Here is a 13,686-nt window from a genome sequence, read left to right on the forward strand (position 1 = left end):
ATGCATACCATTCGTTTACTACCCGTTTTCCTTGGTCTCACCCTAGTATTGGCTTCCTGCAAGGTATCGAAAGACAGCGTTGCTGCGCTCACCGCTTTGCCTGACTCTTATCGCAACGCAACCCCCACTATGGACGATGCCATTGATTCGTTAGGCATAACCGCCCTTTCTCGAGCGGATTTCTTTGCAGAAAAGGGCCTGCTGGCATTGATCGACACCGCTATCGCGAAAAATAATGACCTGCAACTCGCCATTAAAAACTTGGAAGTGGCCCAACAGCTATTGAAACAGGCAAAAATGGCTTACCTGCCTACTGTGGGACTATCCGTCGTAGCCAGTTCCACCCGCCCATCAAACAATAGCTTAAATGGTCTCAGCCTCAATCAGTTCTTGGGCAGCAAGCATATTGAAGATTATAGTGCCGGAGCTTCCCTTTCATGGGAGGTCGATATTTGGGGTAAGATCCGCAGCCAGAAGGCTGCTGCCCTTGCTTCTTATCTACAGACTGAGGAGGCCCAAAAAGCCGTACAGACCCAACTGGTGGCCAATGTTGCACAGGCTTACTATAACCTATTGATGCTCAAAGAACAGCTCAGCATCGCTAAGCGCAATCTTTCGCTCAACGACACGACCCTCACCCTTATCCGGCACCAATATGAAGTGGGCGAAGCAAGTTTGCTTGCCATTGAGCAAGCCGAAGCACAACAATTGGCCGCTGCCGAACTGGTTCCGGTATTCGAGCAGGAAATCAACCTGCAGGAAAACGCGCTGAATATCTTGCTGGGCAATATGCCCGATTCCGTTGAGACTAGAGTAAGTCTCACAGATATCACCATCCCACAAAACATGTCGGCTGGTATTCCATCCATCCTCTTGAGTAGGCGGCCCGACGTGAAATCTTCGGAGCTTGGAATCCTTATTGCCGATGCAAACATGCGACAGGCAAGGGCCAGCATGTACCCTTCATTGACGATCACGGCGCAAGGTGGTGTCAATACCTTTACTGCAAGCAATTGGTTTAATATCCCTGCGTCGTTATTTGGTGCCGTTGCCGGCGGGCTTACCCAGCCCATCTTGCAAAAGCGTGAACTGAAAACAAAATATGAGACAGCCCGCATTGAAAGAGAAAAATCGGTTATCCAGTTCAGGCAATCCATCCTGATCGCAGTGGGCGAGGTATCGGATGCGTTAATCAAACTCGAAAAACTGAAGCAGCGTGATGCCATTGCCACAGACCGGGTAGAAAAATTGCGCAGTGCCATTGCAAATGCCGATATGCTATTTAAAAATGGCATGGCAAACTACTTGGAAGTAATCACTGCCCAGAGCAATGTGCTGCAAAGTGAATTGGAATTAGCCAACATCAAACGGTTGCAATTGGGAGCGTTGACCGATCTTTATCGGGCCGTTGGAGGTGGGTGGCAGTGATCGCCAGCCACTTTCGATAAATTTATGCAAAAAGTTTTGGAAGCATTACAAATACTTCTATCTTTGCAGACCGAAAAATCCCATTGGGGTTTGAGAAAACTAAGCATGGCCCGTTCGTCTAGGGGTTAGGACGCCAGATTTTCATTCTGGAAACAGGGGTTCGATTCCCCTACGGGCTACTTGACAGAAAGTCGCTGTAAACCAGCGACTTTTCCGTTTTAACACCATATAACCTCCTGTTAATGGAAGTGATAAGAACCAAGGGGTTCCCCTTTCGTCAACATGTCTCTTGGATTTTCGAATTTATTATTTTCCGCTAAAAATCGTAAACCAAGGGAATCAGCAATTCCACTAGCGTTCCCCGTTGATTTCCAGGCAGTGTATTCCGATCGATAACGCTGACACCAAACGACATCCCCTTTTCCATTTCTAGTATCTGTAACCGCTCCCTGCTAATTGCTGTGGAAAGCGATTTCTTTTTGCTCGCGATTTTAGTTTCCAAGGCGGCAGTGCCGTCAATACCGGGGCCGTTATCCGAAATGGTCACCCTTAGCCGCTTCTCATCAGGCTCACGAAGCACTACGATGTCAATCAAGCCCTTCCCTTCCGTACTGTCCACACCATGTATAATAGCATTTTCAACAAACGGCTGTATCAGCATCGGAGGGATAAGCCAGCCCTGAAGTTCCTCTTCGTCAATCGTATGGTGGTCAATACGAAAATCAAATCCCTCCTCGTACCGCATTTGCTGAAGCCCCAAGTAATACCTCAGCGTTTCAAGCTCATCGCCCAAGGGAACAAAGCTCTCCCGCGATAATTCCAAACTGTTGCGCAGCAGTCTGCTGAATTGTTTGAGGTACTTCAGCGCTTTCTGTTTTTCATCCAACCGGATATAACTTTGCAACGACCCCAGCGTATTGAAAATAAAATGGGGTTCCATCTGGGTGCGCAACAGACGCTGTTCTAATTCAATGGCATTTTTCTGCAAATGGGCACGTTCGGCTTCAGCCCGCAATCTACGCTGTCTCCGGCCCGTATAGAGCAGAACAACGACGGCAATGGCCAGCAGTGCAGACAGGGTGGTGATGACCAACAACAGGCGATTTTCAGCCAGCTGCCCTTCTTTGATCACCACTTGGCGGTTTAGTTCCAAAATAGACTTTTCTTTCGCCTGAAGCTCGTAAATCGCAGACATCTCTGCAATTGCCTGTGCATATTTGTTTTCGTTAAGCTCTCGCGTCGCTTCCAACACATTCAAGTGTTCCTGATAAGCCCGGCCGTATTGCCCTGAAGTGAAAAAGAAGTTGACCAAATTCTCACGGTATAGGATATGCTCCTTGGTCGATAGATAATCGCCGTGCTCTTCTATGAATCGCTCGCCACGCCGCAAATAAAACGAAGCGCTGTCCAATCGCCGCTTTTGTATAAAACGATCCGACAAATTGACGAAGTCCTTGAACAGGTTGGCATAGTCGGTGGGAGATGCACCTCCTGAAGCGATTTTAGCTTCATCGATATGCAGGATCGCACGATGGTAATAAATGGATGAATCCGATTCGCCTACTTCACCATAATAGAGCGCCTTACGATCAAACAGGAAACGAGGGATAGCCGCATCGGGATATTCCTCGGCCAAGGTTTCCATGCGTTGGATGTATACCCATGCCGAATCTAGTTGCTTTTCAGAAACACTCAAAAAATCTGATGCTAATTGGTCGTAAGCACGTAAAAGCAACCGGGCGCTCACCGCGGTATCAGCTTTCAACCGCCTAACTGCCTCGTTGTTACGCGCAATGGCACGCTCGTATTGGTGCAGTCCGGCATCCGATTGCGCTGCTGCAAGGTAAATCATGGCCTGCTGGCTATTCGATAAGCCGAGCGTTTGGCGATCGGCATTCTGAATCATCGTCACCGCTAGGTCATAGTAATAGTTTGCCTGATGGATAAGCTGCTCATGCGTAGCGATATTACCCTCTCCCACATTGAAAAGAACCATCATATCTTCCACGCCATCCTGCCGTTCAATAAGTGACCACGCCCGCCGCATATGCCATTTGATGGAATCTAAATCATTCTTTGCATAGTACACACCGGCCAACTGATAATGTATCTTCGCTAGCAATATCGAATCTGACGAAAACGGCTGGGTAGCCAGCAGTTCCTGCCAGTAGGCGGTTCGCTTCGCGACATCGCTCAAAAGGCGCGCCTCCGTTTCAGCGTCCTTTAATAAAGCCAGTCCACGCTGGCGCTGCTTTTCGACATGCTCCCTATCCGGTTGAGAAACGCACCCCACAATCAACAACACACCGAATAGCAAGCAGACCTGTTTCATGGGGTTCACCGTTGCGTCAAACGTTGCAGCACATAGTCCTTTTTCCGTACAGAGACCGGGATTTGGCTGTTGTCTTTCAGGTAAATGTATCCGGTCTTGATGTATCGATCCACAAACAACAAATTGAGGAGATAAGATTGATGGGGGCGGATAAACCATTTCTCCGGCAGCAATTCATCATAATACTTCAATGGTTTAGAAACCATGATCTCCCGTTTATCATGAAGTACAAACGTGGTATAACTCCCTTCGCTTTTGCAGTACACAATATTCTTGATCTGCAGCAACTGGAGATATTCCATCGTATGCAACACGATCTGGTCGTCGAGTGACACAATGGGGGCCACCCCTTCCGGTTCCTTAGCGATCTGTACTTCCGCTGCTTGCAATTGCTGCTGTCGCATCGACACATCCAGCTTTTCAGGTTTCGCAAAACTTGTGCGCACCCGATCAAGCGCTGCCTGCAATTCATCCTCATCCAGGGGTTTGAGCAGGTAATCCAACGCCCCGAACTTGATTGCTTTGATTGCGTGGTGATTATACGCCGTGATGAATATAATCTGCAGCGGCATTTCGCCAATTTGTTTCAGTAGCTCAAATGCATTCCCATCGGTCAACTGAATATCCATCAACAACAAATCAGGTTTCTTATCGGTAATCAACGCCACCCCTTGGGCGACACTTCCTGCAGACCCGGCAAATTCCAGGTCCGGCTGTTTGCTCACCAACCATTCGATTTCCTTTCGGATGGCGGCTTCATCTTCTATAATGACCGTTTTTATCATGCTATATCATATCAGGTAGTGTGGAGCAAATATAGTCTTTTTCAAAGTTATCGGCTAAACAACGCCGTCCCTAGCCTCCGCTATCCGTTGCTTGAGCTGCCTGGCAAAGGTGGTGAACGCTGCGGATGAACTGAAAAACGACTCCCTGAATAATTCGGTGCTTCCATCCGCAAATTGCACGAGTAAGCAAGTTCCTTTGCCCTGTCCAATCTGCCGGGGTTCCTCCCCGGCACGTAGCATGTTATCGATGCTTGCGTAAGGTTTGGTCTTTCTGCCGGCATTCCTTCCTTGTATCGTGGAAAACGAAATGCCCTGATCGTCCAGCGTAATGGCTCCGCCGTGTTTCCGCAGTGCCACCGCTTTCACTACCGCTTGCTTTACATACCACAACGCCGCCAATCCGGCGACGACCAAGATGATATTTAAGATCGGGAATGGCACATGGAGCACCAACCGGTTGATACGGATCCCATCGATTCGGTAAAACAACGGATATATGACAACAGCTATACCCAGCAATCCCAGTATACATGCTAGGTAGTTGCCAACAAACTTTGGTTTGTACGCAAATATCTTTGGTTCCATCATTTCACCTATGTGGTCCATACACAAAAGTAACGTACTTTAACAAGGCCCCCTCGGTCTGATTGATATCCGCCGAGCATTATTCAGGAACCGTGGCGGGGGATTGAGAAAATGTACGGTAAGCCAACACCTCTTCATCCCCGAATCGCTCGGCCAATTCCCAAGCCGTCAGGTCGGCAGGAAAAATTTCCGGATCCAGAAAATAGCTGCCCCCGGTTTCCACATTGCATACCTTGTCCGCATCATGCTTACGCTTCCGAATTTCTTCGGCCAGCACCTGGGAATCACGGCGCTCGGGCAGCTGCGAACGCTCGTAAATCAACCACCAAAGTGGCGTAACCCGGCAATAGCGGTACAGGTCAAATGCTAGTTCATCCACCAGCAACCGCATCGTTTCATAGGATGGAAAATAATCGGGCGTGATGTGATACAGGATTTCCCAGATATCCTGTTTCCGCGGGTTGGCACCGGCATTGATCAGCAGTTCCACAATGCCCGGGTCGCTGATCAGGATCGCTCGGCAAAGCAATTGATTGAGGAGGTACACTTTGTCCTCTCGGCTATCTGGGCCATTGAGGTAGTTGTTTAACAGGTGTTTAAGCACTTCCGGGTGCGTGGCGATCGACCAACCTCCGCCATCGCGTTCAACAAGTTTCAACAGCTGATGCTCGCCCACCACGGCCCCACACCGGATCAAGCTGTCCATGCTTGCCAGCAGCGTATCAACCCGCACCTGCTCCCCTCTACGCTGATGCTCGATGATAGTTAGCGATTGTTCGACTCGGTCATCCAATTGCTTTTGAACTGACACTTCGGGAATAACAGCGTCAAAACGAGTATCCGCTTCCCGAGCCAAAACACTATCGCGGAATGCCGCGTAGCTATCGATGTTGAACGTCCGTTTCACGCGCAGCAGGTACCCCCGTGTCCCCCAAAAGATACGGGGTTCGTCAATACCGTTCGATACGATCAGTCCAAACGGTTTTTTACGGTCGTCAGGCCGGTTATGGAAAATATACGGCCCTGTCCTGTTTTCAAAACGCACATGCCCTTGGGCCACTTTACGCACCTTGGGTTTTTGGTTCACCGCATCACGTGCGTCTTCCACATAACCTGCTTCATCTTCGATGGTCATGATCGGACATTCCGAAGTAATGGCACCGCCGAAAAATTCAATCAGTTGCGTCATCTGTTCGCGTTGTTCGGCGTCAGCGACGTTGTCGTACGTATCGTCATCCGGATTCGGCCGGAAGGCTACCACGCTGTACTGAGGAACCGTAAAGGCAAGCACCTGCTTTCCATAATTGCGGGCCGGTGCTTCACCCTGTACGTTGACGATCATCCGTGGGGCATGGCACCCCAATGCCAGCATAGCGATAAAAAGAATGAGTATGAAACGAAACAAAATCAAAGAATATCCCTTTTTTATACAATTAGTTAATCAACCAGAAAAATAAGGAAGTAAGTATAGGCAAGATGAACAATATGCCTATCGCAATCAATCCGATATAAAACCAAAATGGTGCCTTTACTTCTTGTTTCAATTGAATGAATTCTTGATTTAACTGGGGTGTAAATTCCCTTTTTCGCAATACCTGCTTGCAATGTTCACAGTGCGAAACGCCGGTTTTTCCAATCGAAAATAGTGGTATCCAAAAAAAATGTGCGTACCTGCCAACTATACTCATCAACATATTGCCGGAGTGGCAATGCTGACACTGAATTTGATTTGCATTTAGGGCTGATGTTTTCAGATGTTTGTTTTTGATGCCGTAAAAAAATATCATAACTGTAGAATTTATGAGTTCTGCCAGCAAATGTAAGTCCCTGATTGAATTTGCACCACACACTGTTATATATGCGTATGGGGTTTGTTTATATCCGTTGCCTTTCGGGGCGTGGCGTCACCCTGAGCCCGGAATCTTTATTTATAAACGACCATTTCTACTTTTGAGGATTTGTATTGCTTTATCGTGTAAAATAAAAAACCTCCGGTTAACAAAACACCAAGAGCTACGGTTCCCCATAACCCTAACGTCTCTGCAAGCCCTACTAAAATCCGCTTTATTCCTCTTTTGCCCCCACTAATGCTTACTGAATTCCCGTCTTCAAGGGTTTTAGCAAAGCTGATTAGGACGCCCGCTATAATTGCTACGGCCAAGGTGTATAATGCAGGCTTCAAAATCATTCGTAGCCCGCCTACTTGTTCTGTAGTTTGTTGGAGCGGCTTTTTACTCAATATATGGTTCAATATTTCTTTGTAATCTTCAGCATTTCCTATGGAAAAACCGGCTTTACTTTTATTAAAAAACACCTGAATGATGTTTTCCTCCGGAAAGGGGACAATTTTATTAATGGCTGTATAGGCCAGCTTGAGGTGGGTGTCGAGCTTCCCCTTTTTGCCGTTTTCCAAATGAACCCTAAACGTCGTTTCATCCTCGTAGTTTTCATCTGAAGCCATGAGGGCGTCTTCTTCAAACAGTACATTTTTGTAAAAGGCGTCTTTCGAGATGATAAATTTGTTCATGTCAGCTATTTTTATGGTGGTGAAATGAAAGTATGTGAAAATACAGAAAGGATGAAGCTTGTTTTTAGATTTGTCAAGGAGGGTTGGGTATTCGTAGGGAATCACTTTTTATTTGTAGCGATTAAATGTAAACCGAAAACCAACTATTGGCAAATAAGTGGTGGTGGGCTGAAGTACGGTATCATTTCGATTTTGCCGATAATGCCTGAGCTAAATCATCGCGAAAGATAACCCACTCACCGATAATCCACCAAAAATCCCGACCGACCACGAAGGTCCTTCATCACTTCATCCATTTCAGGCGTACTGACAAACAAATGAAAGGTGATCTCCTCCCGCTCGCGGAGCTGGTTTTCGATGGCTGCTGCGATTTCCGGCGTCAAGGGCTGTCCAGCATCCGAACCGTCCTCCAGATCATCCGGCACCAAGGTGTCCACATCCGGCAGGTTTACCGCCAATTTGGCCACCTTGCGATCGCCCTTGAAAAGGATGTAAAGTGTTTCGTTGCGCATGAATCCACCTTTTTCGATTATCGCTTGATTATTGAATTCGGATTTCAATCCATCGATTACCTTTCGGATATCTTCAGTTTCACCATAGCTGGTTCCGCCATAGACCATCAACACCTGCTCGTCTTCCCAATCGGTCACCAGTCCTATATCCTCGAACTGCACACCCGCGTAGCTGGCCAGCGGGCGACTGGTTGACATCGACCGGGTACTATAGGTGATGAAGCCTGTCATGAGCGAGTCGTCATCCAGGCGGTATTCTTCCGAGCTTACGGAAAAGTCATCGTGTGTATACCGGAATATACGTTCGTCCCGGAAAAAATGAGCGATATCCAAATCAAATTTGAAATCATCCAGCACCAAGGGTTGTTTGCCATACTCGGGGGATTGCCCGCAAGCCTGAATCAACACCATGACTAAAGCAATAAAGAATAATATATATTTCATCATCGTCCTTCCGTGTTAAATGTTACGTTTCCCTGTCCATCTATCCTGCCGCTACGGTCATCCCTTGTACCGATAGTAACACCTCCGTCTCCGGCTTCGAATGTGGTGATTTTTTCCGGCACCTCAATCCGCTTCCCGGCCAGGGTGTAAAAGTGAAAGTATGTACGCCCGCGCAACGATGCGTTGGCAATAACGATATTCCCCTCCACATCAAACCCATCGTACGCAAACGGGATGATTTCCCTTTTCTCCTTATCCAACAGGCCGGCATATCCATCCTCATTCTTGAATACCGCCAGTGTTTCGTTGAGCGGTGCCCAAAAGCGTATCCCTTCCGGGAAGGGGTCGAGTTTCTTCTCGCCGGTATTCAGTGAATACGTCGTCAAAACTCCATCTTTTTGCTCCACGAAGAAACCGCCGCTTTCCTCCCTGAGGCTGGTGTATTCAACCGGAATAATAATTCCGCCAAGACTATCCGCGATGCCATAATGCTGCTTCGGCCGGTCGACGAATACATGATACCCAGCGGAAGGTTGGTTATTTCGGGCAACAAACGAGCGGGAGACTTCCTCGTATTCGGAGGCCACATACAGGTACACCTGCTCCACTGGCTGCGGAAAAGCGATGCGGTAGGTTTTGGACACAGCCCCCAAAAGGTCGGCATAGGTATCGGTCCACCCCTTCATCACGTCGATCTGGGCATCGACATCCTCTACATCCGCGTTTCCCTGATCATTGAATGTCTCCTGAAACGCCACCAGCTTATTCAGCCAAACAAATGTACTATCCGAAACATTATCGAGCTGTTCCATTACCGTCTCACCATCGGCAGACGCCAACAGGGATTGCAATTGACTGACGGCCGCCAGGCGATCGGGATGCACACCGATGACCGGAAACCCGGAATAACTGTTATTGTCTACCAAGGTACCGTCTGCCATCACACCGTGATTATCGATCATGGCATTTGCCAGATCAATCGGCAGAGCAAACTCCACACTATGGGCAGTCACTTCCTCCAAATCAACGGTATCCCCTTTATACACCACGGGCTCCCGCTGGTTGATATCGATGACCAACGTATCAAACCTTACCGGGAACTTATAGGTGGCTTCCACAAGTACACTATCGGCGCGCCGGAGTGCCAGATCCGTAGGCGCCACCGCCTTGCCCCCATGAAAAATCTCCTTGATGTGGTATTGGATGTCCTCCTCGTTAACCCATTGGAAACCTCGCTCCTCATTCCCACTACCAAAAGCGAAGCCCGATTCGGGCAGTGCATATTGCTGCACCAAAGACAATTGCCGATCCGGGGCCAGAAAATCGTGCTTCAAGGTATCCCTATCCTGCAATTGGAAGGCCGATGCGGTATCCACCGTTGGAGTGCCTCCGCTTCCGCTGGATAAATCGAGCGAGAAGCCGAAATAATAAGTCATCGTTTTAACCGAATCGACCAACAGTTCCAACTGTTTGGCATCCGCCTGTGCCTGTTTTTCGCGTTCACTGCCGGACAGCTTTTGCAAGCTGGCCACGTAAGCACTTTTGGATTCCGTATCTAAGATGTTCTCCTGCGAGCAGGAAGATAGCGTCATGGCCGTCATACTTCCCAATATTAAATAGGTAAAACGCATCATCGTGTATATCATTCCATTAACGGGTTCCGCTGAATTAGTTGCTTTTTCCTTGATCATAATCTTCTGTAAACCTAACCTTTCCATCGGCATTATAGCGCACCGACTTGCCGTGTTTGATGCCATCCTTCCAACGGATCTCCCATTTCTTCAATCCGCTTGGATATTCAGCTTCGTAATAATACTCCACCCATAACCCGTCTTTTTTCGAGTAACGGCCGCCGTATTCGTCGGTGACGATCTTAAAGGCTCCCTCTTCCCGGAGGCGCCCGTCATGATACAGTATATACTTCCCCGCTTCCATCCCGTCCTCAAACTGCTGTACACGTCGCAGTTTACCTTGGGTGTACGACTTCCACTCCCCTTGTTTCTTGTCGTGATCGTACGTCCCTTCTTCCACCAGCTGACCATCGGAATCATAGCGCCGATAAGGGCCCGATTTGGCAAATTCGTTGTCATCACCCCATTCATCCACCACATACTCCTTTTCGCTGTAGGTGGTCAATTCTTCTAGCTGTCCGTTTTCGAAATGCCGCTTATCCTCCCCGATGAACGCATTGTTCCGATAAGTTGCGTCCCGCTTGGTGTTGCCATTGGCATACCAACTGGTCGATTTCCCCTGCTTTCTGCCCGTTTGGTCGTACCGGATGTCCTCGGCTTGCTGACCGTTTTCATAAAAGCGCTGGTAACGGCCGATGTGGGCGCGGTTTCCTTCATCGCTGTACGTTCCTTTTTCCAGGAGCTTCCCATTCGGGTGGTACGATTCGAAATCGCCCGATAGCGTGCCATTCTTATAGTGTGTCCATCCGGCCAGAGTACCATCCTCAAACCACGACTCCCATTTCCCAAAGGCATCTCCTGCCTCGTTGTATTGCCCCTTTTTGCTGGCTTGCCCATTCGCATGGTAGGCCGTGGTGGTTCCAGCTTTCTGCCCCATCCGATATTCCACGTCCACCATGGGCTTACCATCGGGATAATATTCATGGTACATGCCATGTTTTACATTGTTTCGGTACGTGCACGAAGACGACAACCATCCACGCTCGTCGTATGTTTCGCGCAGTTCCGCCCCCCCCTTATTAAAGCGGACTTTTTCTATCGGAGCAGGTTTGAAATCGGTAGCCATACTCGTCTTGTAGCGTACCCATTCGCCCTGCGGCAGCCCATCTTCGTAGTATTCCTCCCGTTCCAGGTACACGGCATCGTTCCTGTCATAGGGCATGCTGTAATACCGCCAGGTTTTGTCCTTCTGGCTGGTTTTATAGACCCCTTCGGTCACGCATTTTCCATACCGGTATTTTTTGTATGAACCCTCCAGCATACCTTTGCTGAAGTGGGCCAGCTCGTATGCATCGTCTGATTGTATGAATTTATAAGCTCCGGACAAGGGTTGATCGGTACCCACATGAACATACAACAGGCTATCGCCGTTCTTTTTGTGATCAACAAGCGAGGCCGACATCACCTCCTGGGCGGCAACAGGCTTCGGCACACCGGCAAGCGTCCCCATTCCCAGCAACAAAACCAATAGCTTCTTCATAACGTTCGTCTAACGCCGCTAAAATAGGTATTCGCTGAGCACTTCGATAAACCCTATTTCAAATCCGTACCCTTTTGTTTAGGAAGCGTGTACAATACTGCCTGGAGACAGTGCAAGCGAAAAACGCTTATCAAGTATAACCTAACGGATATAAACTGCGTCTAAACCTGATAAAATAAAGCTTCTACATTTATTTACCGACTCATCAATGACATTTTAGCACAGGAAAGCACATGTAACAAGACAATAAATGAAAAAAACCTTCTTACTAACTTCCGGCTGTTATATCCTTTGCGTGGTGCAGGCCTACCTCAGCATGCTCCCGATGAGCGAAGAACCATCTTCGACCTGTTGGAATTGCTCGTTGTTGCGCGAGGTGTTAGTACTGAGCGTCTGCATCATTTGTATTCCGCTGGTTGTCTTGCTGGTCCGCAAAATAGAAACGCGTAGCCGCCTGGTATTTTCGCTCGTGTGTTTTGCAGCGGTTTGTTCTTTTGTTGATTATTCCGTGTACGTTTCCCGGGTAGCATCGTGGAGTACGTTTACATTTCGGGAAGAATTGGCTGGAACGTTCGGGCATGCGTTTCCATATATCTTGGCAAGTGCGCTCTTGAGCCTGCCCTTATTTCAGTATCTTCGCCCAAAACTCGACGATACCGACAACCAAAAGCAACCCCAGCACTAACCACCAGTTCTCTATCCCGTGCCTGTCCTGTTGTAATACTGCGGGGGTATGGGTTATCCGGCAACTGCTAAGCGCAACCGTTAGCAAGAACATCAGTTTTCCACCTACTTTCTGCACAGAAATCATCTTTTGATAAAGTAATCTAATTATAGCTCAAGCAGTTCAAAATACGTCTCGGCACTGCAATTCTCCAAGATATAAAATGGATCGACGCGAATTTCACTCCACACGGTTTCCGGGTTGTTTTCGGCTTCATCAAACAGGTTACCTCCCGAGGTTTCGCTTTTCCTGCCGGTGGAGAAATTGATGCTGATACCGTGTTCATCTCCCGATGCGCGGTGGTATTCGTTGTGATCAAAACCGATCAATTCGAAACGGCTCTTCTGGTACCTGAAGGTATAACCGGCTTGGTTTACGTAATAAGACCCGCAGCTCAACCAATAGTTGAAGAAGATTTTCAGGCTCCCATTGCTGATTTCGATACCGCCGCTTTCCATCAGCGGATCAGCTAAGCAGGGACTGTCTTCCGTGTTTTGGGAAGGGATGAAACCTATGGTATTTTTCCCGCCGAGTGTGTAGCCAGTGTCCGTTTTTAACAGTACCAGCAACATCCTCGGATTCAGGTTCAGGGTATCGACGTCCAATCCGTCATTCGGTTTGAAATTTTCGGGGTTGGTGTCTTCGATCACCAGGACGAGGTCGTCCATTCCGTCATGATTCAGGTCGCCCCGTTCATCCAGAAGGATCTTCCATCCCTCTGGGATAAAGTCGTCCGGATGCCCGGATCGATCGGGGATGTGTTGCGTGAACCCATCGTAATGCGTGAGTATCGCCATCAATAATACCACCAATTTTTTCGACATGTTAGCTTGCTATAAGATCACTGTATTAACGTTTAATATACCATTAAATATTGCCAAACAAGATAAGTCGATGTACAGATCCAATAGCAGATTAAGGTTAGTGGTCTACGGTGCCTCACCATTTGCCTAGCAGACAGCATCATTCCGATGCCGAGCCAACCAGCAATTCCTATATGGTAATAAATATAGAACGACTGGCTTCTGTAATACCACGGTAGCCATGCTATTCCAAAAGGGTAAGCTTCCGGATCCTGACAAGCACGCCACATATCCTGTAGGGTCACCAGCAGAAAAAGAACCAATACCGTCATGCCGATATACCGTAGGAAATATGCGAACAGCTTCATCCCAAAT

Annotated in this window: 12 protein-coding genes and 1 tRNA gene; 3 read left to right on the forward strand and 10 right to left on the reverse strand. The window is 48.2% G+C overall.

What is annotated here, in order from left to right; translation table 11 throughout:
• Complete coding sequence (locus tag NF543_RS15565) at nt 1-1,428, forward strand: TolC family protein (protein WP_257668855.1); 1,428 nt, start codon at nt 1-3, stop codon at nt 1,426-1,428.
• A gap of 107 nt (nt 1,429-1,535) precedes the next feature.
• Nucleotides 1,536-1,607, forward strand: a tRNA-Glu gene (locus tag NF543_RS15570).
• Nucleotides 1,608-1,744: 137 nt separating this feature from the next.
• On the opposite strand, the gene NF543_RS15575 is transcribed toward NF543_RS15570, so the two are convergent.
• The 8 genes from NF543_RS15575 to NF543_RS15610 form a co-directional block, all read right to left on the reverse strand.
• Nucleotides 1,745-3,760 (reverse strand): histidine kinase, encoded by a 2,016-nt coding sequence (locus NF543_RS15575; RefSeq protein WP_257668854.1) that lies wholly within the window; start codon nt 3,758-3,760, stop codon nt 1,745-1,747.
• A gap of 5 nt (nt 3,761-3,765) precedes the next feature.
• Nucleotides 3,766-4,545, reverse strand: a complete 780-nt coding sequence (locus tag NF543_RS15580) for a LytR/AlgR family response regulator transcription factor (RefSeq protein ID WP_257668853.1) — start codon at nt 4,543-4,545, stop codon at nt 3,766-3,768.
• Nucleotides 4,546-4,599: 54 nt separating this feature from the next.
• On the reverse strand, nt 4,600-5,130 hold the full coding sequence (locus tag NF543_RS15585) for a hypothetical protein (protein WP_257668852.1): 531 nt from the start codon (nt 5,128-5,130) through the stop codon (nt 4,600-4,602).
• Between the two features lie 79 nt (nt 5,131-5,209).
• Nucleotides 5,210-6,541, reverse strand: a complete 1,332-nt coding sequence (locus NF543_RS15590; protein WP_257668851.1) for an ankyrin repeat domain-containing protein — start codon at nt 6,539-6,541, stop codon at nt 5,210-5,212.
• Nucleotides 6,542-7,054: 513 nt separating this feature from the next.
• Nucleotides 7,055-7,657 (reverse strand): hypothetical protein, encoded by a 603-nt coding sequence (locus tag NF543_RS15595; protein ID WP_257668850.1) that lies wholly within the window; start codon nt 7,655-7,657, stop codon nt 7,055-7,057.
• Nucleotides 7,658-7,893: 236 nt separating this feature from the next.
• Nucleotides 7,894-8,616: a hypothetical protein gene (locus NF543_RS15600; RefSeq protein ID WP_257668849.1), complete on the reverse strand. Its 723-nt coding sequence runs from the start codon at nt 8,614-8,616 to the stop codon at nt 7,894-7,896.
• Nucleotides 8,613-10,304: a hypothetical protein gene (locus NF543_RS15605; protein ID WP_257668848.1), complete on the reverse strand. Its 1,692-nt coding sequence runs from the start codon at nt 10,302-10,304 to the stop codon at nt 8,613-8,615. The genes NF543_RS15600 and NF543_RS15605 overlap by 4 nt, the downstream gene beginning before the upstream one ends.
• Complete coding sequence (locus tag NF543_RS15610; protein ID WP_257668847.1) at nt 10,282-11,784, reverse strand: toxin-antitoxin system YwqK family antitoxin; 1,503 nt, start codon at nt 11,782-11,784, stop codon at nt 10,282-10,284. The genes NF543_RS15605 and NF543_RS15610 overlap by 23 nt, the downstream gene beginning before the upstream one ends.
• 250 nt (nt 11,785-12,034) lie before the next feature.
• Here NF543_RS15610 and NF543_RS15615 point away from each other — a divergent pair, with 250 nt between their 5' ends.
• Nucleotides 12,035-12,469: a hypothetical protein gene (locus tag NF543_RS15615; RefSeq protein WP_257668846.1), complete on the forward strand. Its 435-nt coding sequence runs from the start codon at nt 12,035-12,037 to the stop codon at nt 12,467-12,469.
• A 146-nt stretch (nt 12,470-12,615) separates the two neighbouring features.
• Here the strand turns inward: NF543_RS15615 and NF543_RS15620 are convergent, their stop codons facing one another.
• Both NF543_RS15620 and NF543_RS15625 read right to left on the reverse strand, forming a co-directional pair.
• Nucleotides 12,616-13,332 carry a hypothetical protein gene (locus NF543_RS15620; RefSeq protein ID WP_257668845.1) on the reverse strand — a complete coding sequence of 239 codons (717 nt, stop codon included), beginning with the start codon at nt 13,330-13,332 and terminating at the stop codon, nt 12,616-12,618.
• 32 nt (nt 13,333-13,364) lie between these two features.
• Nucleotides 13,365-13,679 (reverse strand): hypothetical protein, encoded by a 315-nt coding sequence (locus NF543_RS15625; protein ID WP_257668844.1) that lies wholly within the window; start codon nt 13,677-13,679, stop codon nt 13,365-13,367.
• Nucleotides 13,680-13,686 lie beyond the last annotated feature (7 nt).

The sequence above is a fragment of the Parapedobacter tibetensis genome, assembly GCF_024704835.1.
Taxonomy (GTDB): Bacteria; Bacteroidota; Bacteroidia; order Sphingobacteriales; family Sphingobacteriaceae; genus Parapedobacter; species Parapedobacter tibetensis.